Source organism: Streptomyces sp. NPDC050738, assembly GCF_040654175.1.
Lineage (GTDB): Bacteria > Actinomycetota > Actinomycetes > Streptomycetales > Streptomycetaceae > Streptomyces.
Map to the genome: position 1 here is coordinate 100,411 of NZ_JBFAHN010000012.1, position 25,892 is coordinate 126,302.

The window sequence follows — 25,892 nt, forward strand, 5'->3', positions numbered from 1 at the left end:
ACGGCGGGTTTCAGCTGTTGATGTACCCCTTGCCGGGCTTCGTCCACTTCACGGCATCCTTCTTCGCGCCCTTGGCGTCGGTGAGGGTCGCCGTGTCGTGGGTGTTGTTCCAGATCATCCAGCCGCGCTGCTGGTACTTGGACGCCGCGGTGTCCTTGCCCTTGCCCGTGTAGACGGTGAGCGACTGGCCCTTCTTCAGCGAGACGTTGCCGAAGGTGTACACGTGGCGCTTGGTGTCCGTGAGCTTCCAGCCCTTGATGCTGACCGTGCCCTTGGAACGGTTCAGGAGCCTGACCCACTCGCCGTTGACGGACTTGTTCGTGTGGACGTCCTTGCCCGGGGAGTCGTACTGCACCTTGCTTATCTGTACGGGCGATGCGGCGGCCGAAGCGCTCGGAGCGGTCACGAGCAGGGTGCCCCCGAGGGCGGCGACGGCGAGGGCGGCAGGCGCCGCGGTGCGTATGCGCACGGTGTGCTCCGTATGTGGAAAGTGTGAAGAAGGGGCAATTCTAGGGGTCCGAGAAGGCCGCCGTAAGCGCTTCGACCGAACCCCTTCCGCCCCAACTCCCCTCAGCCGCGCCCCACATACGGCATAGCGGTCGCCAGCACCGTGACGAACTGCACATTCGCCTCCAGCGGCAGCTCCGCCATGTGCAGCACGGTCCGTGCGACATCGCCCGCGTCCATCACCGGCTCCACCGCCAGCGAGCCGTCGGCCTGCAGGGTCCCGGTCTGCATCCGCTCGGTCATCTCCGTCGCGGCATTGCCGATGTCGATCTGTCCGCAGGCGATGCGGTACGGGCGTCCGTCCAGCGACAGCGACTTCGTCAGCCCGGTCGTCGCGTGCTTCGTCGCCGTGTACGCCACCGAGTTCGGCCGCGGCGCATGGGCCGAGATCGACCCGTTGTTGATGATCCGGCCGCCCTGCGGATCCTGCGCCTTCATCAGCCGGAAGGCACCCTGCGCGCAGAGGAACGACCCGGTGAGGTTGGTGTTCACCACGTGCTGCCACGCCTCGTACGGCAGATCCTCCAGCGGCGTCCCGCCCGGCCCGAAGGTCCCCGCGTTGTTGAAGAGGAGGTCGAGCCGCCCCCACCGCCCGCGCACGGCGGCGAAGAGCGCGTCCACGTCGGCGGGGTCCGCCACGTCGGTCCGTACGCACAGCGCATCCGTCATCCCCGCCGCCGTCTCCTCCAGCGCCTCGGTGCGCCGCCCGGCCAGCGCCACCGACCAGCCGGCCTCGGACAAAGTGCGCGCGACGGACCGGCCGATGCCGGAGCCCGCGCCCGTGACCAGCGCGATCTTCTTCTCAGCTGCGTTCATGGGGCCGCAGCGTACGGGAGGGTCCGACATCCGGACCTCATCCGTCCGCCATCCGGCTGTGGTGTACGCGACAACCTGCCGTCGTCCCGCGCCACTCGAATGCACTCATGACGACAGAGCACTCACCCCAACTCAGGGCCGCCGCACGTCACATGGGCCGCCGTCGCTTCCTCACCGTCACCGGCGCCGCGGCAGCCCTCGCCTTCGCCACCAACCTCCCCGGCACCGCGCAGGCCGCCGAACTCGACGCCGCGAAGATCACCGCGGACCCCTTCACGCTGGGCATCGCCTCCGGGGACCCGCTGCCGAGCTCCGTACTCCTGTGGACGAGACTCGCGCCCGACCCGTACGCCGCCGACAGCGGCCTGCCCGCCGCCCGCGTCACCGTCCGCTGGGAGGTCGCCCACGACGAGCGCTTCACCCGCATCGTGCGGCGCGGCTCCGCCACCGCGCACCCGGAGTTCGACCACAGCGTGCACGTCGAGGTCGGCGGTCTCGACCACGACCGCGTCTACTACTACCGCTTCCGCGCCGGGAGCTGGCTCAGCCCGGTCGGCCGCACCCGTACCGCACCGGCGCACGGCGCCCGCGTAGGCGAGCTGAAACTGGCCGCGGTGACCTGCCAGGCGTACCACGACGGCTACTTCACCGCCTACAAGCACCTGGCGGAGGAGGACCTGGACGTCGTCTTCCACCTCGGCGACTACCTCTACGAGTACGCGGTCAACGCCGTCGGCGGTCTCCGCAACTACACCGACCGCCGCGTGCCCGCGCACTTCAACCGCGAGACGATCACGCTGGAGGACTACCGGCTGCGGTACGCGCTCTTCAAGAGCGACCCGGACCTGAAGGCGGCGCACGCGGCGCACCCCTTCGTCGTCACCTGGGACGACCACGAGACCGAGAACAACTACGCGGACGAGACCCCCGAGAACGACGTCCCGCCGGAGGAGTTCCTGCTGCGCAGGGCGGCCGCGTACCGCGCGTACTGGGAGAACCAGCCGCTGCGCCTCCCGCAGAGGCCCACCGGACCCGACGCCCAGCTCTACCGCCGCCTCCAGTGGGGGAGGCTCGCGCAGTTCGACGTCCTGGACACCCGGCAGTACCGCTCGGACCAGGCGTACGGCGACGGCTGGCAGTACCCGGGCCCGGAGTCCGAGGACCCGGCGCGCACCATGACGGGCGCGACCCAGGAGCGGTGGCTGCTGGACGGCTGGCGGGCATCGCGGGCCACCTGGAACGTCGTACCCCAGCAGGTCTGCGTGGCCCAGCGCCGCAACGTCCCGACCGGTGTCTCGAAGCTCTCGATGGACGGCTGGGACGGTTACCCGGCGGCACGGCAGCGGATGCTGGACGGCGCGGTGGCGACGGGCGCCGACAACCTGCTGGTCCTCACCGGCGACCTGCACAATGCCTACGCGCACGACCTCAAGCAGAACTTCGACGACCCCGCGTCGAAGACGGTCGGCGTGGAACTGGTCGCCACCTCCATCACCAGCGGAGGCGACGGCGCGGACAGGCCGAGCAACTACGACGCCTACATGACGTCCAACCCGCACATGCGCTTCTACCACGGCCGCCGCGGCTATGTGACGGCCACGCTCACCGAGCAGCAGACGCGGGCGGACTTCCGGGCGGTGGCCGGGGTGACCACGCCCGGAGCCGCGATATCCACGGTCGGATCCTTCGTGACGGAGGCGGGGGACCCGGGCCTCAAGCAGGCGTGATCTCCCGGGGATAGCGGACGCCGATGCGGTCCCGTACCGCGTCGAGCGTCCGCATCACGGCGAGGCTCCCGTCGAGCGGAACGAGCGGCGACTCCTTCTCGCCGGCCCGCAGGCACCGCATGACCTCGGCGGCCTCCGGGGCGAAGCCGCGCAGGTCACCGCTCTCCAGGGCGAACTCCTCGGGCTCGCGCCCGGCGCGGTGCAGCACGAACCGCTCCGGGTGGAAGAACCCGTGGGGGAGTTCGATGCGCCCCTCGGTGCCGGTGATCGACGCGGTGGTCGGGCTGCTGCCGGTCACGGAACACGACAGCAGGGCGGAGGCCCCGGACCCGGACCAGCCCAGCAGGATCCCGGTATTGAGATCGACGCCTTCCTCCGAGATCAGCGCATGCGCCTGTACGGAATCGGGCTCACCGAGCACCAGTTGAGCGAAGGAGACCGGGTACACCCCGAGATCGAGCAGCGCGCCGCCACCCAGCTCAGGATCACGGAGACGGTGATCGGGACCGAAGGGCCCCTGGATCCCGAAGTCGGCCTGAACAGTGCGGACTTCACCGATGGCGCCGTCCCGTACGAGCTCCATCATGCGCAGGATGAGGGGATTGCAGTACGTCCACATGCCCTCCATCAGGAAGCGCCCGCGGTCCCGCGCGATCTGGACGAGCTCCTCGGCCTCACCCGCATTCAGTGTGAAGGCCTTCTCGCACAGCACGTCCCGCCCGGCCTCCAGGCAGAGCCCGGCGGCTTCGCGGTGGGCGGAGTGAGGAGTGGCGACGTACACCACATCAACGTCCGCGTCGCCCGCCAGCCCGGCCCAACTCCCGTAAGCCCGGGGGATCTTGAACCGCTCGGCAAAGGCCTGGGCGGAAGCGTCGCTCCGCGACCCCACGGCGACGACCTCGGCCCCCTCCATGGCCAGCAGATCGGCGGTGAAGGAGGCGGCAATGCCTCCGGTAGCCAGCACACCCCAGCGAATGACCCTGTCCATACCCACCCCAAAAGAAGGTCCCGACCACTCCACCCGTGCTGAGAGAATAGAGGCCATGCCGAAGACCTCCACGCCCGGCCACATACGAACCGGGCAGCCCGCCCCTGCCGCCACCCGCCGCACCGGCCTTCTCGTCACCCTCGTCCTCGGCGGGCTCACCGCGCTCCCACCGCTCTCGATGGACATGTACCTCCCGGCACTCCCGGAGGTCACCGGCGCCCTGCACTCCCCGGCCGCGACGGTCCAGCTGACGCTCACCGCCTGCCTGGTGGGCATGGCGCTCGGCCAGCTGGTGGTGGGCCCGATGAGCGACAGATTCGGCCGCAGGACCCCGCTGCTCATCGGCATGGTGATCTACGTGGCGGCCACGGCGGTCTGCGCCTTCGCCCCCACGGCGGAACTGCTCATAGCCTTCCGCCTGCTCCAGGGCCTGGCGGGAGCGGCGGGCATCGTGATCGCCCGGGCGGTGGTCCGCGACCTCTACGACGGCGTGGAGATGGCCCGCTTCTTCTCGACGCTGATGCTGATCTCCGGTGTGGCCCCGGTGGTGGCCCCCTTGATCGGCGGCCAGATCCTGCGCCTCACGGACTGGCGCGGAGTCTTCGTGGTCCTGACGGTCATCGGCACGCTCCTCACCCTGATCGTCTGGAAGTGGCTGCACGAGACGCTCCCGCCGGAGCGCCGCCACGCAGGCGGGGTGGGCGACGCCCTCCGTACGATGCGGGGCCTGCTCGCGGACCGCGTCTTCACGGGCTACATGCTGTCGGGCGGCCTGGCCTTCGCGGCGCTCTTCGCGTACATCAGCGCCTCCCCTTTCGTGGTCCAGGACCTGTACGGCGCATCGCCGCAGACCTTCAGCCTCCTGTTCGGCCTGAACTCGATAGGTCTGGTGGCGGTGGGCCAGATCAACGGCAAGATCCTGGTGGGCCGGGTCAGCCTGGACAAGGCGCTGGGCTTCGGCCTGGCGGTGATCATCCTGGCGGCGACGGCACTGCTCCTGATGACGTCAGGGGTCTTCGGCAAGCCGGGCCTGTTCCCGGTGGCGGCGGGCCTGTTCGTCCTGATGTCGGCAATGGGCCTGGCCATGCCGAACACGAACGCCCAGGCCTTGATGCGCACCCCGAACGCGGCAGGCTCGGCATCGGCGCTGCTCGGCACGTCCACGTTCCTGCTGGGCGCGGTGGCGTCGCCCCTGGTGGGGATAGCGGGGGAGGCGACGGCGGTACCGATGGCGGTGGTGCAGCTGGCGTGCGGGGTGGGGGCGGCGGTGTGCTTCGCGGTGCTGTGCCGGCCGTGGCAGCGGGGGCGATGAATCCTGCCGTACCCGCGCACGAGCCGGTGGAGGACGAGGACCGCTGGCGCCTGGGCCTGCGTGGCCTTACGGTCACCAGGATCGAAGTCGACGCCCAGCTCAGACTGTCCCTAGGGCGGGACTGGGCGGTCGTACTGGAGGGGCCCGCGCGCCTCGGTCCGGTGGCCGGGCCGTCCGTACGAGTCAACCCGGCAACGTGGGGTGTGGGTGTGGGTGTGGGTGCGGGTGCGGCACTCCCGCTGTTCGGCGCGAAGGTTCTGTCGGCGGTCGCGTTCAAGTCCGGCAGCCTGCGCCTGGTCTTCGACACCCCGCTGATGTTGACCTGCGCACCCGACCCGGAACGCGAAGCGTGGCAGATCGCAGGTCCACGCGGGAGCCTGTTCGCCGCGAGACCTGGCGGGGGTCTCGATGTTCGCCCCGGTTCTCAGTAGGCGCAGACTCGACGCCCCGGGCCCGCACCCGATCCGTACCGTCGCGGCGAGAGCGGTGGCGGGGTGGGTGGTGGGCTTCGGGTGGGTGGGGCGGTGGCGGGAGCGTTTCGCGCCCTCCGGGCACACAGAAGCAGCTACGACGAACAGGTGGGGGGCGTGCGCCGGTTGCCGGTCACGCGGCTCGGCTTGATGTCGGCGTCAGGGATGTACGACGCTGCGCGTCGTAGGCCGAGCCTTGGGGGCTCGTCCGGCTGGCTGCTGCCGCGTTGGGGCTGGCGCTTCGCGTACACCGCGCTGCTCCTGCGGACCGGTGGGACTGGGCGGTTCGTGTGCGGGGCACTTCGGCGGGGGGTGATCGTCACAGCATCCAAGGTGGAGCTCCGCTCCCCGCGCCGGGGGCGAAGGTCGCACGACTTGCATGGGGCTGTGGCTCTCGGCTCGGCGCCAAAGGGCCGTCGCTCGGCGGGACTTCGTGCCCCGCTGGTCGCTGTTTCGGGTGGGCGGAAGCGGTGGGAGTGCCCCTTAGGTGACCCACTTGAGCCTTCAACCATCCCGTTCCCGGGGTGCAGGGCTGTGACCTGCGACGATGCCTGTGTGTCGTGTGCTCGTCGGGCGTGGGGTGGGTGTGTGTTCAGTTAGGGGCACGAATCGCACGCGGAGGGGTCCGGTCCGCCGTCCCGCATCCGCCGAGCAGACCCGCACCACGTGCTCAGCGGGTGCGGTCGTTCGTTCACACCCGGTGCGGGTGGCGGACCGGGCCACCGGCCGTGCTCTGAATGGCCGCCGTGCCACCCCGGGCCGAGGGGGCCCCAGGTGCCCTGCTATCTCTGCGGCCAGGACCCTCTGCCGACCGATAACCCGCCAAGTTTTTGCGGTGGAGGGGTGGTGTCAAGGGTGGAGCGCAGCGGAATCGGCGTAGCCGACGCGACGCAGTCGCGCCCTTTACTCCGCCCCGGAAACGCCACACTCCAGGTATCGGTCGGCAGGGGGGCCCACCCATCCGACCCCGACAAGAGCCACCGGGTAGGAGGCCGCCCCCCGCCCCCCCCCGCCCCTCCCGGCATGGGCGCGAGGCTCTCCTGCGGTCACAGACCGGCAGCCGTGAGAATGCGATGCATCCGGGACGGCGGCAGCTCGGCGTTGGCCGCGGCGCTGTCGGCCACTGTCGAGTCGGGGTCCGCCAGCAGCTGTTCCAGCAGCGCGTCCGAAACGTTGGGATGGCGGGCGACCCCGCTTCGTAGGAAGGGCTCGGCAGCGGCGGCGAGTTGCTGAAGGGCCGACACCGGAAGTTCTCCGTCCTGCAAGGCGACGAAGCGTACGTGTGGATCCGGCTCGTCAACGAGCGTGGGCAACGTATCGCGGGGGTAATTGGGGTGGTCCACGAGAAGTGTTCGGCCGCCGGGCGGCAGCGCGGCGGACCGCGAGATCGGGGTCGTTGTCCAACCGGTGCCACGCCTCCGCGGGCAAGTCGTGACAGGAGGCCAGTACAAGCCGAAACGTCGTGAACGGGCAGTCCAGGTAGGTCATCCGCTCTCTGAGGGGAACGCGCTGCAGCCAAGTCGGCCTAGTCGTTCCCCAGTTCAGGGCCACATCCGCGTCGATGCTCCCCTCTGCTCGCTCGGCTTCTACGAGGGCGTACAGGCGGCTCCTGGTGTCGGCGTCGACATGGTGACTCTGCGCCACTGCGACCCGCACCGCTGGATCGTCGACGTCCAGGAGTCGGGCCACCATCCCCGCCGAAAGGTGCGGGTTTCGGGCAACTGCCCGACAGGCCTCGTCTTCGCCACTGTGCAGGAGCCGCGCGAACTGGGCCGGTGTGAGAGGGATGTAGCGCGCCACGTTGGTGCGCACGGCAGGGTCGGTCAAGCAGCGGTCCCTCCATTCGGGAGGCACGCCCGACTCACTGTGCTCGGTGGCTGCTGAGCGAACCTGTGGATCCGGGTCGGCCAGTAGCCCTACCTGAACGGTCAGAGGCCGGTCGAGCCAGGCTCGCGCGACCGCGGCGCGCAGCTTCGGGTCCGGCGCGCTGACGAGTGCGGTCCTTGGCTGGCCGTAAGCCTCCTCAAGGGGGTCGATGCCGATCGATACGCCGGAGTCCACCATGGAGCGGACGAAGTCCGCGTACGTATCGCGGATCGCCGGATCAGGGTGTTCGGCAATTCTGCGACGCATCGTCGCGGAGATCCGGTCCCTGCGAAGGCGTATCGCTGCGCTGTTGTCGCCATGCCTCAACAAGGCTTCGACGACCGCGTCTTCCAGCCGGCCGGGACGCAGCGAGATCCCATGTCGTCCGGCCTTGTGCGCAGTGAGGCGAACCAGTACGTCCTGAGGGGCTGCCGGGTTCCGCCCCAGCCCGGACAGCTGCGGATGAGAAAGGCTCGTCATGAGCCCAACCTAGGGGGATCGTTGCGTGGCGACGACTTGGGTTGATGGCGGTGGTGCAGTCGGTGCGCGGCGTGGAGGCGGGCCGTTCGTGGCCGCTGACACCGCAGCCGCTGGCCCCGCTTCACCAACCCAGCTCGGCGTCCCCCAACACGGTGCTGCCGAGCTGTGCTGCCAGGGCTCTGGCTCGGGGGAGGTCGCCCCCCTTGTCGACGTGTACGAACACAGTGTGGCGATCGGTTCGCTGAGACCCGTTCACATCGTCGCAGTTGAAGAGGACTTCCACGCCGTCGTACTTCGCGATGCCGTACGAGTCTGTCTTTGGATCGTCGGGCCATCTGCCGGCCAAGCCGATCGCGGCGATACCCCGGCCCACCGACTCCACGAATCGGTTCTCCACCGTGCCTGATGCTGCGTAGTGCAGCACGGACAGAGGGAGTGCAGCCTCAAGTACGGAGTGTTCTGCGCTGCCAATGTCCAAGCCGAAGACGAGGGAGTCACCGGTCACCGGGTCCACCCGGCGGACCTCCGGGTAGCCGAACTCTGCGCCGGGCAGTGTCGCGGCCATCCGCTGAGCATCCTCCACCGTCAGCAGATCAGCCGACAGGATGACCTCGTCGTCCCGCTCCTTCAACAAGGCGCTCAGGCGCAGGGTCTGAGCCCAGGCCTCTTCGGCGTCCGTGGTACGGAAGACCGGATACGCCTTTGAGTTGCCCCTGCGCGTCACCTTCGCATGTCACAGCCGGACCGTGCCTCCGAGATTGTCCGGCGCCGCGACCGGGCGGACTCGCCTGGCAGCGCCCGCGAGATGATCGCGGTATGAACGAGATCGTCTTGATGTCGGATCCGAAGGTCGCCGCCGTACCTGTTGCGGAGTGCGGTGAACGGCTCGTGGATGTCCGCCGCAGTGACTGGTTGCTGGTTGATTCCCGCCAGCAGGACCCGGCAGATGCTTTCGCGTATCTGCGAGAAGGCGTGCTGGAGCGGTTGCGCGAGGCTCAAATCCTGCTTCCGCAGGGGGTGCGATTGCTGTTCGTCGAGGGATACCGGCAGGCCTCGCTCCAGCGTGCGTACTTCGAGGAGTACGCCGGCCAGTTGCGGGCCGCCCGCCCCGACTGGTCTGCTGAGGAGGTCCACTCGGCGGCGAGCCGCTACGTATCGCCGCCCGACATCGCGCCGCACAGCGCGGGCGCGGCCGTGGACCTCACCCTGGCTGATGCCGAGGGGCGCGAGCTGGACCTGGGTACCCGCATGAATGCAGACCCCGAGGAGAGCAAGGGCGCCTGCTACACCCACGCCGCCAACATCAGCGAGGAGGCGTGCGTCAACCGGAAGTTGCTGGATTCCGTGCTCAGCGCTGCGGGCCTGGTGAACTACCCCACCGAGTGGTGGCACTGGTCGTTCGGCGACCGCTACTGGGCGCTGCTCACCGGAGGGACCGCAGCCCTCTACGGTCCGATGGAGATCGGCTCGCCTGCCTGACTGCCAAGGCCCTGGTGCCGGGGTGGCGGCCGGGCAGGTTAGTTTGCTCGGATGAGTCTTCTCGATGATGTGGCCGAGCGCGACAACTGGCGCTGCTGGGTGTGCGACGAACCGGTCGACCCCGACAAGTCGGTGAACGACGAGCAGGGGCCCAGCGTTGACAGCCGGACCGCGGACCGCAAGGCCAAGGTCGCCGAGCGGCTCGCGCACCGTGGGTGCAACTCCCGCAAGGGTGCCGTCAAGGTGGTCATCGAATGGCCGGACCGTTTGTACGTGGTCGAACCCGCGCCGCTGATCACCGTTGCCGCGCGGCTGGAGCGCAAGGGTGGTCGCGAGATGGTGGGGCGTTGTCCGACCAAGCGGGACGCCCAGGAATCGGCGGACTGGTTGCTGGACCGGTTCTCCCGGCTGGTGCCCGGGCTGCCGGTGACCGCCGACATCGAGCCGGGCGGCGGTCAGTTCCTCGTCATCCTGGCCACCGGTCGCCGCTGACGGGGGCTGCCGGCGTCAACGCGTGGCTGTGATCAATCGGTTCAGCAGCGGGAGCACGTCGCGCAGATCGTCGCTGTTCACTGTCGTGGTCGCGGCTGTCCGCGCTGCTGCCGAGGCGTTGAATGCCACGCTCAGGCCGACCGAGGCGAAGAGGGGCAGGTCGGAGCGGCTGTCTCCGACCGCGCCGCACGAGTGGAGGTCGAGCCCGAGCGCTTGTGCCTGTGCCGCGGCGAAGTCCCGCTTGTCGTGCTCGTCGAAGTGGTGGGCCACGCGGCCCGTGAAGCGGCCCTCCGAAGTTTCCAGCCGGGGGCCGCTGAACGCGTGGAAGCCGAAGCGGTCGGCGAGGTGGCTGCCGACCGGGGTCCAGGCAAGGGTCGCCAGTATGGGCATCACGTGGTTTGTGTGGCACCACGCCACCGTCTCCGCGATTCCGGAGGCCAGGGGGAGGTCGATGAGCCACTCCCGGATCTGCTCCTCGGACGCTCCCGCCCACCCTGCGGCATCCAGCTCCGACACCTGCGCGTTGTCCATCTCGCCTGCGGCGTAAGCGTCTTCGGCTCTCGCCAGGCCGTCGTGGTGCCCGAGGAAGCCGGCCAGGAACACCGACGAGCTCGTCCGCGGGACGAGGGTGCCGTCGACGTCGAAGAACACCGCGGCCGCGTGATCGGAGTCGGAGGGGAGCACCGGCCAAGGATGCCATCGCAAGGGCGGAAGCCGATATGCCTCGGTGCGGTCGCCGGGCCGCAGCGCGCCCGCGTCCGCGCCGCGCCGCTAAACTCCTCCGGTGAACGACTCCCTCCGTGCCCCCGAAGCCCTGCGCGCCGCACTCGCCGGTCTCCTCGACGGGCTGCCGCCCAAGCAGGCCTCGCAGGCCGTCGAGCGGCTCATCGCCAATTACCGGGGGACCACCCCTACCGATGCGCCCGTGCTGCGGGACCGGTCCGACGTCGCCGCGTACGCCGCGTATCGCATGCCCGCCACCTTTGAGGCCGTACGGTCCGCGCTCGGCGCCTTCCAGGACGCCGTTCCGGACTGGGCGCCCGCCACCCACACCGACATCGGCGGCGGTACGGGGTCCGCCAGCTGGGCCGTCGCCGAAGCCTGGGGGGAGCAGGCCACCACCGTTCTCGATTGGGCCGAGCCCGCTCTGGCGCTGGGCAAGGAGCTGGCGCGTGCGTCCGGGGTCGGCTCGCTGCGCGACGCCACCTGGACCCGGGCCCGGATCGGGAAGGCGCTGGCCCTCGACGCCGTCGATCTCGTCACCGTCTCGTACGTCCTCGGCGAGCTCACCGAGGACGACCGGGGCGCCGTCGTCGACGCCGCCGCTGCCGCCGCGCAGGCCGTCGTCGTCGTCGAGCCCGGTACGCCCGACGGGTATCTGCGGATCATGGCGGCCAGGGACCGGCTCGTCGAGGCCGGGTTCAACGTCGCCGCGCCCTGTCCGCACAGCTCGGCCTGTCCCATCGAGCGCGGCGCCGACTGGTGTCACTTCTCCGCGCGCGTCAGCAGGTCGTCGCTGCACCGGAAGATCAAGGGCGGGTCGCTCGCGTACGAGGACGAGAAGTTCGCCTACGTCGCCGCGGTCAAGGGTGACGTCCGCGCCCCCGCCGCCCGCATCGTCCGCAGGCCGCAGATCCGCAAGGGGCAGGTACTGCTCGAACTCTGCACCGACAAGGGCGAGTTGGAGCGGGCCACCGTCACCAAGCGGCACGGTGCGCTCTATCGCGACGCCCGCGACATCGCATGGGGCGACGAGTGGCCGCCGCCCCACACCGACACGTCAGGCGCGTAGTTCCTGCGTGCAGCACTTCACGCTGCCGCCGCCCTTGAGCAGCTCGCCCAGATCGATGCCGATCGGGTCGTAGCCGCGCGCCCGCAGCGGTTCGTACAGGCCCACCGCCGCCTGTGGGAGCAGGACGTGGTGGCCGTCGCTGACCGCGTTCAGGCCGAGGGCCGCCGCATCCGCCTCCCCGGCGATCAGGGCGTCCGGGAAGAGGCGGGCCAGTACCGCCCGGCTCCCCGGGGAGAAAGCGCCGGGGTAGTACATGATCTCGTCCGCCTCGTCGTCCAGGACGCACAGCGCCGTGTCGAGGTGGTAGTAGCGCGGGTCGACCAGGTCCAGGCCGATCACCGGGCGGCCGAAGAACTCCTGCGCCTCGTCGTGCGAGAGCGGGCTGGAGCGGAAGCCCCGGCCGGCCAGGAGGTAGGTGGAGGTGACCGCGAAGTCGCCCTCGCCCTCGTTGATGTGGGACGGGGTGCGGATGTCCGTGTAGCCGTGCGCACGGAACCAGTCCAGGTGCTCCTGCGCCTCCGCCGTCCGTTCCGCGTAGGCGAAGCGGGCACCGAGCACCCGTCCGTCGACGACCGTCGCGCCGTTGGCCGCGAAGACCATGTCGGGCAGGTCGGGGCGGGGGGTGAGGAGTTCGACGGTGTGGCCGAGTGCGCGATAGCGGTCGCGCAGGTCTTCCCACTGGGCGAGTGCGAGCGGTAGCTCGACCGGCTTCGCGGGGTCCATCCACGGGTTGATGGAGTACGTCACTCTGAAGTGCGCGGGTGGGCACATCAGGTAGCGCCGGGGTCGGGCTTCACGAGGCAATGAGGGCTCCTCACGGCGGACACGGCCGTACGGGATGCGTCGTACGGCCCACTGCTGCTCATGGTCCGCCGTGAAGAGCTCCTGCGCTGTGCACCGATCGGGTGGTTCACCGCATGGTGCCCTCGGATGCCGTACGGCTCTCCTGCAGTTTGCGCAGGAGTTCGCGCTTCTGTGCCATCGGGTCCAGCGGTCCGCCGGCTCCCGCCCCGCCCTTTCCGCCGCCCCGGAGGGCCTTGCGGGAGAGGTGGTTGCGGGTGCCGCCGACGCCGAGCATGTTGCCTGATCCACCACGGGTCATGGTTGTTCCTCCACTGTCCGGCGAGACGGGTCGTCTCGGCACGAGCTCCACTATGAGACGAGACGTTGCGTCTTGTCAAGACGATACGTCTCGCCTCATCCGGTGCTAGATTCGGCCCCATGGCAGAAACCAAGCCCCCCGACTCCTCGCGCCGCAGCGAACGCTCCCGCCGCGCGATCCTGGAAGCAGCTCTCGCACTGGTCGGTGAGGTCGGCTACAACAAGCTGACGATCGAGGCCATCGCCGCCCGCGCGGGGGTCGGCAAGCAGACGATCTACCGCTGGTGGCCCTCGAAGGCCGCCGTGCTCCTCGATGCCTCCATCGCACTCTCGGGCGACGCCCAGGAGGGGGAGGAGTACGAGTGGTCGGGCTTCCCCGACACCGGGGACATCGCGGCTGATCTGAAGTATGTGCTGCGTCTCACCGTCGACCAGTTCAACGACGAGAAGTACGAGGGGCCGGCCCGCGCACTCACCGCCGCCGGAGCCATGGACCCCGAGCTCGGCGAAAAGTTCACCCGGCAGCTCCTCGAACCGGCCATGCTCCTCTACGAGACCCGGCTGCGCGCCGCCCAGGAAGCGGGCCAGGTCGACCCGGGCATCGATGTGCGCATCGCCGTGGAGATGATCGTCGGGCCGCTCACCCACCGCTGGCTGCAGCGCACCAACCCCCTCACGTATGACTTCGCCGACACCTGCGTCGACCAGGTCCTGCGCGGGATCGCGCCCCGCTGAGGCCTCGGTGAGCCCCCGTCGCGCCCCCGCAGGGCCACCCGGGATCCGGACTGTGGTCATCCAGGGGCCAGGATGGTGGCAGCATGGGGAGAGTCCGCCGGGACGACGGTGAGGTGAGGGGATAGATGGGCGACGGGATCGGCCGCTACCGCGGCTCAGAGAGCAGGATGCCCCAGTGGCTGCGCCGACGTCCGAAGGCTGACGCCGCGGCCGACGCAGGCCTGGCCCGCGAGAGACTGCTGCTGGCCGCTGCCGCAGCGGGACTTCCGCTCGCCCCGGCCGCGCACCCCGTCGGCTACCGCTGTTCGTGCGACCGCGTGGGCTGTCCCACGCCGGCCCGCCACCCCGTCTCCTTCGCCTGGCAGACGCAGTCCACGACGGACCGCTCCCAGGTCGAGCGCTGGGTGCGCAACCAGCCCGAGGCCAACTTCATCACCGCCACCGGCATGGTCCACGACGTCCTCGACGTCCCCCTCGACGCCGGGCACAGCGCGCTCTCGCGCCTCCTCGCCGCGGGCATCGACGTCGGCCCCGTGGCCGAGTCCGGCGGCGACCGCCTCCTCTTCTTCACCGCGACGCGCGGCACCCCCGAGGACGAGGACGAGTGGTGGCCGTGCGAGCTGGACTGCCACCCCGAGACGGCCGACGAGCACCCGGGTCTGCGCTGGCACTGCCGCGGCAGTTACGTACTGCTGCCGCCCGCCCGGCTCCCCGGTGAGCTCGGCGTGGAATGGCTGCGCGGGCTCGAACACCCGCTGCCCGACCCGCTGACGCTGCTCGAAGTCCTCACCGACGCCTGTGCGCAGTACGCGGACACCGGCGCCGAGGGGTACGACGCCCACGCGGTGGCCTGGCCGCTCGGCGGCCGCTGAGGCCGGACGGGCGCTGAGGTCCCGGGGTCCTAGGACCCCTGGGCCGAGGTCAGTCCCTGGAGCCGGCCCAGCAGCTTCACCTGCACGGAGCCTGCGCCCTTCGCGGGCACCAGGGCGACCTCGTTGGACATCCGCTCCTTGGTGATCTTCTTCTTCATCGTGCCCGTCGTCAGCGCCTTCACGTCCGCGGTGAGCTCCGGCAGTCGTACGTTCGGGGCCGCGGTCAGCTGCTCGAAGTGCTTGGACGCGAAGAAGACCAGCGCCCCGCCGTCCTTCGTGCGCAGCCCGAGCGGCTGATACGAGCCGTCGGTCAGTGGCTGGTCGACGTACTGCGTGGAGTAACCCGGCACGCTCGCGTTCTTCTTGCGCGTGGCACGCCAGTCCGAGGTGTGCGTGCCCGGAGCGAAATCGGCGGGCGTGCCCTTGTTCAGGTACGAGGTGTAGTGCCCGGGCAGGTCCTTCGGGGCCACCGCGAGCGCCGCGTCGGCAGGCTCCGCAGGCTGCGCCCAGCCGTCCTTGTCCGTCGTGAAGGCGGGCACCTGGGAGGGCGCGAGGATCGACAGGTAGGCGACCTTCCAGGGCTGCTTCAGGCCGTCCTGTACGAAGGCGAGCACCCAGCGCGTGTCCTGGGGCCCCTTGTCGATGTCCCGGTTGGAGTCGGTGTCCGCCACGAAGTACCGCGGCCACCCCGCCTTCTTGGGGATCGCGAACTTCGCGTCCGTCAGCTCGAGTTCCTGGTGCGCCTTGTTGCCGCCGGGATCGGTGATGTGCCGCGCCTTCAGCCCGGCCTGGTTGATCGCCCCGAGCGCACCGGTGACCCGGCCCTGGTCCAGGGTCGGATCGTAGGCCTTGTCGGCCTTGTTGTACGCGGTGAGGAAGTCCTGCAGCGCCTGCGTGGCCTCAGCCTTCGTCGCCGACGGTACGACTTCCAGTTCGCCGTGCACCGTCATGCACCCGCTCGCTGTCAGCGACACCAGTGCCACCGCTGTGATCCCCGCCGCCAGCCGACTCAGCCTGCTCATGTGCTGCCTTCTGCCCCTTCGTTCCCACCGACTTCGCGAACCCTACCGGGGCGAAGAACACGAAGAGCGTGGGGACCAGATACAGCGCCCACACCGTGACCTGAAGCACGGTCGGATCCGGCTGGAAGTTGAAGACACCCTTCAGCAGGGTGCCGTACCAACTGTCCGGCGGGATCTGCGCGCTGATGTCGAACGCCAGCTTGCCGAGGCCCGGGACGAAGTCGGCCTCCTGCAGGTCATGGACGCCGTACGCGAGAACGCCCGCCGCCACGACCACCAGCATGCCGCCGGTCCAGGTGAAGAACTTCGCCAGGTTGATGCGGACCGCGCCCCGGTAGAAGAGCCAGCCGAGCACCACCGACGTCGCGATGCCGAGCAGTGCCCCGATCAGCGGCTGCGACGTACCGGTCTGCGAGGTGTGCACCGAGGCCCAGATGAAGAGCGCGGTCTCCAGGCCCTCACGGCCCACCGAGAGGAACGCCGTGACGACGAGTGCGCCCGTGCCCATCTGCAGCGCCGCGTCCAGCTTGCCGTGCAGCTCCTTCTTCAGATGCCGCGCGGTGCGCCGCATCCAGAAGACCATCCAGGTCACCAGGCCCACCGCGATGATCGACAGCGAACCGCCGAGCGCTTCCTGGGCCTTGAACGTCAGCTCCTGCGAGCCGTATTCGAGCGCGAAGCCGAAACCGAAGGCGACCGCGACGGCGGCCCCGATGCCGATCCAGACCGGGCGCAGCGCGTCGCGCCGGCCCGTCTTCACCAGATAGGCAATGAGGATGCAGACGATCAGGGAGGCTTCGAGGCCCTCACGCAGACCGGTCAGGTAGTTGCCGAACACGTCGGTGCCTTTCTCTTCGCTGGGACGGACGCCGGGTTACGAGAACAGCGCCCGGCCCCACCAGTCGCCCTTGTCGCGGACGCCCGGCGGGACGGCGAAGAGCGCCGAACCCACGTGCTGGATGTACTCGTTGAGCGCGTCGTGGCGCGCCAGGGAGCGCTGCAGCGGAATGAACCCCTTGCGGACATCCCGCTGGTACGCGAGGAAGAACAGCCCCGCGTCCAGGCGGCCGAGTCCGTCCGTACCGTCGGTGAAGGAGTAGCCGCGGCGCAGGATCTTGACCCCGGCGTTGGAGTCGGGGTGCGCGAGGCGCACGTGCGCGGACGGCTTCATCGCCTTCAGGAACGGCTCGTCGCGCTCCTTGGCCTTGCCGACCGGTGCGCCCTCGCCCTTGTCGCGGCCGAAGACGTCCTCCTGCTCCTGGAGCGAGGTGCGGTCCCAGGTCTCGATGTGCATCCGGATGCGGCGGGCCATGAGGTACGAACCCCCCGTCATCCAGGCGGAGTTGCCCTTCGCGCCGTCCTTCTCGGAGACCCACACATGGCGGTCGAGCTCGGCGGTGTCGGTGCCCGCGATGTTCCGGGTGCCGTCCTTGAAGCCCATCATGTTGCGCGGGGTCTGGGCATCGGGGGTCGTCGACGACGTCTTGCCGAAGCCCAGCTGCGACCAGCGGATCGCGGTCTTGCCCATGCCGATACGGGCAAGATTGCGGATCGCGTGCACGGCGACCTGAGGGTCGTCCGCGCAGGCCTGGACGCACAGGTCGCCGCCCGAGCGGGCCGCGTCGAGGTTGTCGCCGGGGAACTTCTCGATGTCCACGAGCGCGTCGGGCCGCCGGGACTCCAGACCGAACCGGTCCTTGGCGAAGAGCGAGGCGCCGAAGCCGATGGTGAGTGTGAGCCGGGAGGGCTTGAGGCCCAGCGCCTCACCGGTGTCGTCCGGCGGGGCCTCGGCGAGACCGCCGTACGCGCCCTCGCCGACCGGGTGCCCGGCCGTCATCAGGGCCGCGGCGGCGGTCCAGTCCTTGAGCAGCTGGACGAGCTCGGCGCGGTCCTTGGTCGTCACGTCGAACGCGGCGAAGTGCAGCCGGTCCTGGACGGCCGTGGCGATCCCCGCCTGGTGCGCGCCGTGGAAGGCCACCGCCGCGCCGCTGTCGGCGACGGGCGCGGCATCATCGCCCGTACGCACGGCGGCGACCGCACCGCCGGCCGCGACGGCGCCGAGTGCCAGACCCGCACCGCCCCAGCCGATGAGTGAACGCCGGGAGGGCGCGGAGGAGTTGGCGGCGGTGTCGGCGCAGGTGTTCTCTTCGCTCATATCCAGTTCTCTCCTGCTCTTCTTGCCTGGTCCCGCTACTTGACGACGGCCGCGGCGAGCTTGGACAGGGGCTCGGCGAGGGCGTTCACCGCGTCCGAGAGCTCCTTGCGCTGCTCCTTGGTGACCTTGTCGTAGGAGACGAAGTCGTAGGAGGTCTTGTCCGGGCGGTACTTGTCGAGGACGGTGGAGATCGCCGCGAACTGGGTGTCCAGCTCCTTGGTGAGCGCCGCGTCGTTCTTCGACGCGATCGGCTTCAGCAGCTCGTACGCCTTCTGGGCGCCTTCGACGTTGCCCTTGAAGTCGGAGAGGTCGGTGTGGCTGTAGCGGTCCTCTTCACCGGTGACCTTGCCCGTGGCGACCTCGTCGAGGAGTTCCTTGGCGCCGTTGGCCATCGAGGTCGGGGTGATCTCGGCGGTGCCGACCCGCTTCTGCCAGTCGGCCAGGTCGGCGTCGAGCCGGGTGGCGAGGGTCTTCTCCTCGAAGCCGATCTTCTTGTCCTGCCAGAGCGACTTCTCCAGGCGGTGCCAGCCGGTCCACTGCTGGCCGGCCTCCAGGCCGTCCTCGCGCACGTCCGTCTTGGGGTCGATGTCCCCGAAGGACTCGGCGACCGGCTCGGTGCGCTCCCAGCCCAGACGCGAGGGGGCGAACGCCTTCTTCGCCGCCTCCAGGTCGCCGCTGCGGACCGCGTCGGTGAAGACCTTCACCTTGGGGATCGTCGCGTCGGCCTGCTCCTGCGCGTATTTGCGGTACGCGGCGACCGCGGCGTCCAGCTTCGGGTCGCGCTTGGCCGTCGCGCCGCCACCGGTGACGGTGATCTTCTGGCGGATGCCGTTGCCCTTCATGCCGGGCTTGCACGCGATCTCGTACGAACCGGCCTTCACCTCGGCGGTGACGGTCTGCTTCAGGCCGGGGCCGATGTTCTCGCGCTCGGCGACGATGCGGTCGTCGGGGAAGAGGAGGTAGACCTCGGTGACCTTGGAGCCCTTGTTCTCCACCGCCAGCTGCACGTGCCCGGCGGGGATCTCGGTCTTGGAGACCTTGCAGGCGGTGTCGGTCGCGGTGACCTGGACAGCCCCGCTGCCACCGGACTTGGCATCACTCTTCTCGGCGCAGCCCGTGACGGCGGTCAGGGCGGCCACGGCGGTGACGGCGGTGACGACGGAGAAGCGGACGGGTCGCATACGGGCTCCACGCTTGGGCGAGTGGTCGAGTGAGGCAGGCCTAACTTAACCGAGGCTTACCTCACCGATACCCACCCGGGTGGTGATTCAGCTCTCACTGCGGTCCCGCTCTCGCCCTGTGATCACAGCTGAATCACAGCTGCCTCATGGGTCGGTCAAGGAATCGTCAAGTAACGCCGTGGAACGACCAGCGGCACCCCGGACCCGGGGTGCGGGAACACCTCCACCGGCTGCCGGTAGACCCGGCTCAGGAGCACCTCGTCGAACACCTCGGCAGGCGGCCCCGCAGCGGCGATCCGGCCCCCTTCGAGCACGGCGACGCGGTCGGCGTACGCGGCGGCGAGCCCCAGGTCGTGCAGGACGACGACCACGGCGTCCCCGGCCGCGGCCCGGCTCCGGCAGACCCGCATCACCAGCTCCTGGTGCCGGAGATCGAGGGCGGCGGTCGGCTCGTCGAGCAGCAACAGGGGAGCGCGCTGGGCGAGTACGCGCGCCAGTGCGACCCGCGCGCGCTCCCCGCCCGAGAGGGCACTGAAGGGGCGCGCGGCGAACCCGGCGACCTCCGTCGCGGCCATGGCGGCCGCCACGGCCTCCTCGTCCTCCGTCTCGCGCTCGGTGCCGGCCCAGGGCGCGCGGCCCATCCGTACGACCTCGCCGACCGGGAACGGGAAAGCGACCGAGGCGGACTGGGGCAACATCGCCCGCCGCAGGGCGAGTTCGGGCGCGGTCCACCGGTCGACCGGGCGGCCCGCGACACGGATCTCGCCCGCGTCGGCGGTCAGATCGGCGGCGAGCGCGCCGAGCAGGGTGGACTTGCCCGCGCCGTTGGGCCCGACCAGCGCGAGAACCTCGCCCGCCCTGACCTCCAGGTCGATCCCGTCCAGGACCGGGCGGCCGCCGAGTGCCAGCCGTACGCCTGCCGCCTCCGCGACCACCTCGCCCGCGCCGAACGGGGCGGGCAGCACCCTGGTGCGCGATGCGAAGAACGACCTCACCAGCGGAGCCATCACGCCCAGCCTCCTTGCTTTTTACGGGTACGGCGCAGCAGCCAGAAGAAGAACGGGCTGCCGACGAACGCGGTCAGCACCCCGAGCGGCAGCTCAGCCGGGGCGACCAGCGTGCGCGCAGCCAGATCCCCGGCGAGCAGCACCACCGCCCCGCCCAGCGCACTGCCGATGATGAGGAAGCGGTGGCCTGGCCCGGCCACCATGCGCAGCAGGTGCGGTACGACGAGGCCGACGAAACCGATGACCCCGGAAACGGAGACCGCGGCGGAGGTGAGCAGCGCGATCACCAGGATCAGGGCGATCCGCAGCTTCTCCACGTCCACCCCCAGGTGCCTGGCCGGGCGTTCGCCGAGCGCGAGGAGATCGAGCCGGCGCGCGTAGAAGGGGGCGACGGCGAGGCCGATCGCCGCGCACGGCAGGACTGCGAGGACCTTGGGCCAGGTCGCGGCCGAGAGCGAGCCGAGCTGCCAGAAGGTGATCTGGTTCACCGCCGCGGTGTCGGCGAAGAAGATGAAGAGCCCGATCAGCGCACCCGCGAAGGCAGTTACCGCGATGCCCGTGAGGATGAGGGTGACGACCTCGCTGCGCCCGCCGGAGCGCGACATCGCGTACACGAGGAGCACGGTCGCCAGACCGGAGACGAAGGCGGCCACGGACACCGTCCAGGTGCCGAAGAAGTTCAGGCCGAGCGAGATGACGCAGACCGCGCCGACCGCAGCGCCCGAACTGATCCCGATCACCCCGGGCTCGGCGAGCGGATTGCCGAACACGCCCTGCATCAGGGCGCCCGCGCAGCCGAGCGAGGCCCCGACGAGGAGGGCGAGCACGATGCGCGGCAGCCGTACGTTCCACAGGACGGACTCGGCGACCCGGTCCAGCTCGTGTCCCGTCAGCGAGCGCAGCACATCGCCGGGGGAGATCTCGTACGCGCCCATGCCCGCGGAGAGGAGCAGCAGCGCGAAGAGGGCAACGACCATGCCGGCGCCGAGCAGCCAGGCGGCGGAACGGCGGGGTGCGGGCGAGGACGAGGGCGCGGGGGCGTCGGGGGCCTTCTGTGGGGCCTGGACGGTGGTCACTTGGCGCTCTTTCCGGAGCCGTAGAGCTGCTCGACCAGGGAGCGCAGGACCTGGTCGGTACGGGGGCCGTAGCTGAGCAGGACGCCGTCGTCGACGGAGACGACGCGCTTGTTCAGGCCGGCCGGGGTCTGGGCGACGCCGGGCAGTTTCACCAGGCCGTCCACGCCGTCCACGGACTGAAGTCCCTTGCTCATGACGAGGATCACGTCCGGGGCGGCCTGAGCCATCGCCTCGGCGGTGATCGTCGAGAAGTCCTTCTCCAGGCCGCCCTCGACCCCGGCGTCGGTCGCGCCCGCCGCCTCGATGAGGGAGGTCGCACCCGAGTTCTTCCCGCCGATGAGATAGACGGAGGCGGAGCCGCGTACGTACAGGAAGGCGACCCGCAGCTCGTTCTCGCGCTTCGGGATGTCCTTCTCGACGGCGGCGAGGCGCTGGTCGGTGCGCTGCACCAACCGGGCGCCCGCGGCGTCGACTCCGAGGATCCTCGCGACGTCCTTGATGCGGGTGTCGATGTCGCCGAGGCTCAGCGCGGGGGCGACGACGATCACCGGGACGCCCGCCTCGCGGATCTGCTCCATCGCCTCGTCGGGCCCGGTCGTCCGCTCGGCGAGCACCAGGTCGGGCCGGAGCGAGAGCACGCCTTCCGCCGACACGTCGTGGTTGCGGGTCACCACCGGGAGTTTCGCGGCCTGTTGGAAGGTGGTGGTGATGTCGCGGGCGACGACCCGCTTGCCGAGGCCGAGCGTGAACACGATCTCGCTGAGCGAACCCGACAGCGGCACGATCCGGTCCGCCCCGGCCACCGTCACGCTCTTCCCGTCGGCGGACTTCACGCTCACCGGGAGGGCGGGCCGGGCGGTGCCGGTCAGGGGTTCCACCCGGTCGGCCGACGCTGCCGCGGCCTTGGTGTCCGTACCCGCCGAGGTGCTGCTGCCGCCGCCTCCTCCGCCGCAAGCGGTCGCGGTCAGCGCCAGGGCGAGCACCGATATCAGTGCGCCGGTCAGTCGTGTGCGCACCAGGGCACCGTCCTGTCGTTCGGGTCGGGGGACCTGCGATCCCGGAGTTTGCCGCGGCCGGTGGGGTTCCGAACCTGGCCGGTATTAACTTAGGTTAGCCTCACCTCATTGACCAGCCCTTGGTGGGGCCTTTGAAGAGGGATGAACCCATGGTGTTGTCGATTCGTGCTGCCCGCGTGAGCGCTGTGGCGGTGCTCGCCGCGCTGTTCGCGGCCCTGCTCCCGGCGGTCGCGGCCCATGCGTCGAGCCGTACGGTGCAGGGCGGCCGGCTCGACTGGGGCATCAAGTCGTCCTTCCAGTCGTACGTCACGGGACCGGTGGCGAAGGGGAGTTACTCGCTGACCGGCGGCGCGGCCACGGTCGGCAGCAGCCAGTTCCGGTTCGCCTCCGCGAGGGGTACGTACGACGGCGACACCGGGGCGTTCCGTGCCGGATTCTCCGGCGGAGTCCATTTCGTCGGCCACAAGAAGTCCAACGGGTCGTACGAACTCGACATGACGATCAGCAACCCGACGGTCAGCCTCAGCGGTGGCGGCGGCACGCTCTACGCCGACATCACCAGCAAGGCCAAGGGCAGCGGCGCGGTCACCTCGCAGCGGCAGGTCGCCTTCGCCACCCTGTCCACGGGCTCCGTCGACATGAAGGGCGGCGGCAACTCCGTCCGGCTCGGCGGCCTCCCCGCGACCCTGACGGCGGCCGGCGCCAGGTCGTTCGCCGGTTACTACGCGGCGGGCACCGCGCTCGATCCCGTATCCCTGTCGGCGGATGTGCGGGCGGCCGCCACGAAGAAGCCGTCGCCCACCGCCTCCGCGTCGAAGTCAGCGGACGCGGGGAAGAAGACGACCACCCCCGGGAAGATCGACGACGGCGCCGTCGACTGGGGCGTGCGCCGCACCTTCCGTGAGTACGTCACCGGGGACATCGCCAAGGGCAAGTGGGCGCTCGCCGACGGCGCGAAGGACGGTGGAGCGCTCTTCCGCTTCGGCGAGGGATCCGGCGCCTTCGACGCCGAGAAGCAGACGCTGACCGCCGCCTTCAAGGGCTCGGTCCGCTTCACCGGCGCCCACGGCCTCGACCTGTCGTTCAGCGACCTCCACGTCACGGTGAAGGACGGCGCGGGAACGCTCCGAGCCACGACCGCCGGTGCCGCCGCGAAATCCGACGTCCCCCTGGTCACCTTCGCCGCGAAGAACCTCAAGGCCACGGGCGGCCTGGTCGCCCTCACCGAGGTCCCGACCACGCTGACCGCCGAAGGCGCCAAGGCCTTCAACTCCATGTACCCCAAGGGCACTTCGATGGACCCGCTCACCCTGTCCATCGCCCTGACGGACAGCGCGAAGCTGCCCGCCCTCCCCGACCTCGGCAGCGCCCCGACCGCCACCGCCCCGCCCTCCGCGAAGGCCTCCCCGGTCAAGGCGGAGGCCACAGCGGCCTCCTCCGATTCCTCCGCCGCCCTCCCCGCCGGCATCGCCGCCGCCTCCGTGCTGCTGCTCGCCGCGACCGCCTTCACGGTCGTACGCAGGCGCCGCGCAACCGCGGCCGCATCCGACGACACCCCCGCCCTGTAACAACCACTCCTCAGGAGCCCGACCGACATGTCCCTCACCCGACGACGCCCGATAGCCCTCGCCGCCGCGACCGCCACCGCAGTGGCACTCGGCGCGGCCGCCATGACCGTGCAGAGCGCCAGCGCCGCCGAGGCCCCGCTCAGCAACTACCAGCTGATCTGGGGCATCAAGGACTCCTACCGCTCCTACGTCACGACGATCGCGGCCGGCTCGTTCGCCACGGCGGACGGCGCCACCCAGGCGGCCTCCAACGGTGCGTTCACCTTCACGGACGGCACCGGCACGTACGACTCGACCACGCACGCGGTCTCGCTCGGCTTCAAGGGCGGCGTCACGGCGACCTCGAAGCTGCACGCCTTCACCGTCAAGATCACCGATGTGCGGTTCGACAGCGCGAAGGCCCAGGTCATCGCCGACGTCACCAACAACACCACGTTCTACGACGACATCCCGCTCGCGAATGTCACCGTGAGCCAGAGCATGGCCGGCATGGCGACCGTGCTGACCGCCGAGGCGGGCAAGGCCCTCGGCAGCGACAAGTACGCCGGTGCGGCGGGCGACCCGCTCACCGTCGCCAAGGCTCCGGCCCCGTCGCCCTCGCCCACCCGGACCAACTCCGCGTCCCCGACGCCCACCGCAACCGCGTCGGCTTCCGCCACGGCTTCCGCGACGGCCTCCGCCACGGCGTCCCCCTCGGACTCCGCACCGGCCGCCGCCACGGGCGACATCAAGGACGGCAACCTGGGCTGGGGCGTCAAGGAGACCTTCCGTACGTACGTGAAGGGCGACCCCGACGGCGCGATCACCGTCTCAGGGGGCGCCGCCCAGGCCGCCTCCAACGGCCCGTTCACCTTCGGGGATGCCACCGGCACCGTCGACGGCAACACCCTGTCCGCCGCCTTCAAGGGCGCGGTCGACTTCAAGGCCCACAAGAGCGGCACCGCCTACGGTCTCGACCTCACGCTCTCCGACCTCAAGGTCGAGCTGAAGGACGGCAAGGGCACGCTGACCGCCGACGTGAACAGCCTCGGCACGAAGTCCGACGACGTCGAACTGGCCACCCTGAAGGCCGGTTCCACCGCCCTGACGGAGAAGAACGACGTCGTCAAGGTCAAGGGCGTCGCCGCCACGGTCACCACGGCGGGCGCCAAGGCCTTCGGCGGCTTCTACCCGGCGGGCACCGCCCTCGACGCCCTCGACGTCTCCGTCGCGCTGAAGGACGGCGCCGACCTCGGGGACACCGGCGGTGCCACCACCGGCGGTTCGTCCGACGGCGGTACGACGGGCGGCACGACGACCGGGGGCACGGTTCCCACCGGCAGCACGGGCAGCCTGGCCGAAACCGGCGCGGACGTCCCGGCGGGCGCACTGCTCGGCGCCTCGGCGCTGGTGGTCGCGGCGGGCGCGGGAGCGGTCACCCTCGGCCGCAGGCGCCGTGCGCTGAGCCGGTGACGCAGTGAAGACGGGTCCGCCCCCGGCATCACGCCGGGGGCGGACCCGTTCCGATACGCCTTTCGTGGTCTCCTTGGTCCATGGAGCACGCGCACCCCGAACCCCCGCCGCCGTACGACCTCGACGTCCTGCGGGTCTTCTGCGACCCCTACGGCCGGCACGGCAATGCGCTCGGCGTCGTACGCGAAGGCTCCGCCTGCCCCGGTGAGGACGAACGCCAGGCGCTGGCGCGGAAGTTGGAGTTCAGCGAGACCGTCTTCGTCGACGACCCCGAGCGCGGGCACGTGGACATCTACACGCCGAGCGGACGGCTGCCCTTCGCCGGACACCCCCTGGTGGGTGCCGCCTGGCTGCTCGACATCGAGGTGCTCGAACTGGCGGTCGGCGACGTATTCGCGCGCCAGGACGGGGAGTTCAGCTGGATCACCGCCCGCGCGGAATGGGCCCCGCCGCGTATCCTCACGCGCTACGGATCCGCCGCAGAGGTCGACGCCCTGCCGAGCCCCCCGCCGGGCGAGGGCTGGCTCTATGCCTGGGCGTGGGAGGACGAGGCGGCCGGACGCGTACGGGCCAGGGGCTTCCCGCGCCGGGGCGACGGCATCACGGAGGACGAGGCGACCGGCGCCGCGGCCCTGCTCCTCACCGCCGAACTGGGCCGCGCCCTCAACATCACCCAGGGCCAAGGCTCCCAACTGCTCACAGCCCCGGCCCCCGACGGCACGATCGAACTGGGCGGCCGGGTGAGGTTGGCGTCATGAGCAACGCGACCGAACGTCGC

27 protein-coding genes are annotated in these 25,892 nt (G+C 70.4%); 11 read left to right on the plus strand and 16 right to left on the minus strand.

What is annotated here, in order from left to right; translation table 11 throughout:
- Positions 1-10: 10 nt before the first annotated feature.
- Together AB0H78_RS27405 and AB0H78_RS27410 are read right to left on the minus strand one after the other, a co-directional pair.
- Positions 11-469: a lamin tail domain-containing protein gene (locus AB0H78_RS27405; protein ID WP_363237271.1), complete on the minus strand. Its 459-nt coding sequence runs from the start codon at positions 467-469 to the stop codon at positions 11-13.
- Between the two features lie 101 nt (positions 470-570).
- The gene (locus tag AB0H78_RS27410; RefSeq protein ID WP_363237272.1) at positions 571-1,353 is read right to left on the minus strand and encodes an SDR family oxidoreductase; all 783 of its coding nucleotides are present in this window, start codon (positions 1,351-1,353) and stop codon (positions 571-573) included.
- Between the two features lie 77 nt (positions 1,354-1,430).
- On the opposite strand from AB0H78_RS27410, the gene AB0H78_RS27415 reads away from it, so the two are divergent.
- Positions 1,431-3,050: an alkaline phosphatase D family protein gene (locus AB0H78_RS27415; RefSeq protein ID WP_363237273.1), complete on the plus strand. Its 1,620-nt coding sequence runs from the start codon at positions 1,431-1,433 to the stop codon at positions 3,048-3,050.
- Here the strand turns inward: AB0H78_RS27415 and AB0H78_RS27420 are convergent.
- Complete coding sequence (locus tag AB0H78_RS27420; protein WP_363237274.1) at positions 3,037-4,038, minus strand: Gfo/Idh/MocA family oxidoreductase; 1,002 nt, start codon at positions 4,036-4,038, stop codon at positions 3,037-3,039. The genes AB0H78_RS27415 and AB0H78_RS27420 overlap by 14 nt on opposite strands.
- Positions 4,039-4,093: 55 nt before the next feature.
- Here AB0H78_RS27420 and AB0H78_RS27425 point away from each other — a divergent pair, with 55 nt between their 5' ends.
- Positions 4,094-5,350: a multidrug effflux MFS transporter gene (locus AB0H78_RS27425; protein ID WP_363237275.1), complete on the plus strand. Its 1,257-nt coding sequence runs from the start codon at positions 4,094-4,096 to the stop codon at positions 5,348-5,350.
- Complete coding sequence (locus AB0H78_RS27430; protein ID WP_363237276.1) at positions 5,347-5,781, plus strand: DUF6188 family protein; 435 nt, start codon at positions 5,347-5,349, stop codon at positions 5,779-5,781. Before AB0H78_RS27425 ends, AB0H78_RS27430 begins: the two co-directional genes overlap by 4 nt.
- A 1,085-nt stretch (positions 5,782-6,866) precedes the next feature.
- Here AB0H78_RS27430 and AB0H78_RS27435 read toward each other — a convergent pair.
- The 3 genes from AB0H78_RS27435 to AB0H78_RS27445 form a co-directional block, all read right to left on the minus strand.
- Positions 6,867-7,064, minus strand: a complete 198-nt coding sequence (locus AB0H78_RS27435) for a hypothetical protein (protein WP_363237277.1) — start codon at positions 7,062-7,064, stop codon at positions 6,867-6,869.
- A gap of 52 nt (positions 7,065-7,116) precedes the next feature.
- The gene (locus AB0H78_RS27440; RefSeq protein WP_363237278.1) at positions 7,117-8,166 is read right to left on the minus strand and encodes a hypothetical protein; all 1,050 of its coding nucleotides are present in this window, start codon (positions 8,164-8,166) and stop codon (positions 7,117-7,119) included.
- A gap of 121 nt (positions 8,167-8,287) precedes the next feature.
- A complete protein-coding gene (locus AB0H78_RS27445; protein WP_363237279.1) occupies positions 8,288-8,890 on the minus strand; it encodes a hypothetical protein in 603 nt (200 codons plus the stop codon).
- 92 nt (positions 8,891-8,982) lie between these two features.
- Between AB0H78_RS27445 and AB0H78_RS27450 the strand changes: the two genes are divergently transcribed.
- Both AB0H78_RS27450 and AB0H78_RS27455 read left to right on the plus strand, forming a co-directional pair.
- Positions 8,983-9,645: a M15 family metallopeptidase gene (locus AB0H78_RS27450; RefSeq protein WP_363237280.1), complete on the plus strand. Its 663-nt coding sequence runs from the start codon at positions 8,983-8,985 to the stop codon at positions 9,643-9,645.
- 51 nt (positions 9,646-9,696) lie between these two features.
- Positions 9,697-10,137 carry a hypothetical protein gene (locus tag AB0H78_RS27455; RefSeq protein WP_363237281.1) on the plus strand — a complete coding sequence of 147 codons (441 nt, stop codon included), beginning with the start codon at positions 9,697-9,699 and terminating at the stop codon, positions 10,135-10,137.
- A 15-nt stretch (positions 10,138-10,152) separates the two neighbouring features.
- Here the strand turns inward: AB0H78_RS27455 and AB0H78_RS27460 are convergent, their stop codons facing one another.
- A complete protein-coding gene (locus tag AB0H78_RS27460; protein ID WP_363237416.1) occupies positions 10,153-10,788 on the minus strand; it encodes a haloacid dehalogenase-like hydrolase in 636 nt (211 codons plus the stop codon).
- Positions 10,789-10,921: 133 nt separating this feature from the next.
- On the opposite strand from AB0H78_RS27460, the gene AB0H78_RS27465 reads away from it, so the two are divergent.
- Positions 10,922-11,929, plus strand: coding sequence for a small ribosomal subunit Rsm22 family protein (locus AB0H78_RS27465; protein ID WP_363237282.1), 1,008 nt, complete (start codon positions 10,922-10,924; stop codon positions 11,927-11,929).
- Here the strand turns inward: AB0H78_RS27465 and ddaH are convergent.
- Entirely contained in the window at positions 11,918-12,733 is an 816-nt protein-coding gene (ddaH, locus tag AB0H78_RS27470) for a dimethylargininase (protein ID WP_363237283.1), read from the minus strand. The two genes, AB0H78_RS27465 and ddaH, sit on opposite strands and share 12 nt — an antisense overlap.
- 106 nt (positions 12,734-12,839) lie before the next feature.
- Positions 12,840-13,031, minus strand: coding sequence for a DUF6243 family protein (locus AB0H78_RS27475; RefSeq protein WP_363237284.1), 192 nt, complete (start codon positions 13,029-13,031; stop codon positions 12,840-12,842).
- Between the two features lie 119 nt (positions 13,032-13,150).
- Here AB0H78_RS27475 and AB0H78_RS27480 point away from each other — a divergent pair, with 119 nt between their 5' ends.
- A complete protein-coding gene (locus AB0H78_RS27480; RefSeq protein ID WP_363237285.1) occupies positions 13,151-13,765 on the plus strand; it encodes a TetR/AcrR family transcriptional regulator in 615 nt (204 codons plus the stop codon).
- A gap of 125 nt (positions 13,766-13,890) precedes the next feature.
- Positions 13,891-14,637, plus strand: coding sequence for a bifunctional DNA primase/polymerase (locus tag AB0H78_RS27485; RefSeq protein ID WP_363237286.1), 747 nt, complete (start codon positions 13,891-13,893; stop codon positions 14,635-14,637).
- A gap of 29 nt (positions 14,638-14,666) precedes the next feature.
- On the opposite strand, the gene AB0H78_RS27490 is transcribed toward AB0H78_RS27485, so the two are convergent.
- From AB0H78_RS27490 to AB0H78_RS27520, 7 genes are all read right to left on the minus strand, one after another.
- Positions 14,667-15,650 carry a hypothetical protein gene (locus tag AB0H78_RS27490; protein ID WP_363237417.1) on the minus strand — a complete coding sequence of 328 codons (984 nt, stop codon included), beginning with the start codon at positions 15,648-15,650 and terminating at the stop codon, positions 14,667-14,669.
- A complete protein-coding gene (gene efeU / locus AB0H78_RS27495; RefSeq protein WP_363237287.1) occupies positions 15,538-16,497 on the minus strand; it encodes an iron uptake transporter permease EfeU in 960 nt (319 codons plus the stop codon). The genes AB0H78_RS27490 and efeU overlap by 113 nt, the downstream gene beginning before the upstream one ends.
- A 36-nt stretch (positions 16,498-16,533) precedes the next feature.
- Positions 16,534-17,814: an iron uptake transporter deferrochelatase/peroxidase subunit gene (efeB, locus tag AB0H78_RS27500; protein ID WP_363237288.1), complete on the minus strand. Its 1,281-nt coding sequence runs from the start codon at positions 17,812-17,814 to the stop codon at positions 16,534-16,536.
- Positions 17,815-17,849: 35 nt separating this feature from the next.
- Complete coding sequence (gene efeO / locus AB0H78_RS27505) at positions 17,850-18,995, minus strand: iron uptake system protein EfeO (RefSeq protein ID WP_363237289.1); 1,146 nt, start codon at positions 18,993-18,995, stop codon at positions 17,850-17,852.
- A gap of 155 nt (positions 18,996-19,150) precedes the next feature.
- The gene (locus tag AB0H78_RS27510; RefSeq protein ID WP_363237290.1) at positions 19,151-20,002 is read right to left on the minus strand and encodes a heme ABC transporter ATP-binding protein; all 852 of its coding nucleotides are present in this window, start codon (positions 20,000-20,002) and stop codon (positions 19,151-19,153) included.
- Entirely contained in the window at positions 20,002-21,078 is a 1,077-nt protein-coding gene (locus AB0H78_RS27515; protein WP_363237291.1) for an iron ABC transporter permease, read from the minus strand. Before AB0H78_RS27515 ends, AB0H78_RS27510 begins: the two co-directional genes overlap by 1 nt.
- Positions 21,075-22,094, minus strand: coding sequence for an ABC transporter substrate-binding protein (locus tag AB0H78_RS27520; protein ID WP_363237292.1), 1,020 nt, complete (start codon positions 22,092-22,094; stop codon positions 21,075-21,077). Before AB0H78_RS27520 ends, AB0H78_RS27515 begins: the two co-directional genes overlap by 4 nt.
- A gap of 149 nt (positions 22,095-22,243) precedes the next feature.
- On the opposite strand from AB0H78_RS27520, the gene AB0H78_RS27525 reads away from it, so the two are divergent.
- The 3 genes from AB0H78_RS27525 to AB0H78_RS27535 all read left to right on the plus strand — a co-directional run bounded on the left by AB0H78_RS27525 (position 22,244) and on the right by AB0H78_RS27535 (position 25,872).
- Positions 22,244-23,662 (plus strand): HtaA domain-containing protein, encoded by a 1,419-nt coding sequence (locus AB0H78_RS27525; protein ID WP_363237293.1) that lies wholly within the window; start codon positions 22,244-22,246, stop codon positions 23,660-23,662.
- A 27-nt stretch (positions 23,663-23,689) separates the two neighbouring features.
- Complete coding sequence (locus tag AB0H78_RS27530; protein ID WP_363237294.1) at positions 23,690-25,114, plus strand: HtaA domain-containing protein; 1,425 nt, start codon at positions 23,690-23,692, stop codon at positions 25,112-25,114.
- An 80-nt stretch (positions 25,115-25,194) separates the two neighbouring features.
- Positions 25,195-25,872, plus strand: coding sequence for a PhzF family phenazine biosynthesis protein (locus AB0H78_RS27535; RefSeq protein ID WP_363237295.1), 678 nt, complete (start codon positions 25,195-25,197; stop codon positions 25,870-25,872).
- Positions 25,873-25,892 lie beyond the last annotated feature (20 nt).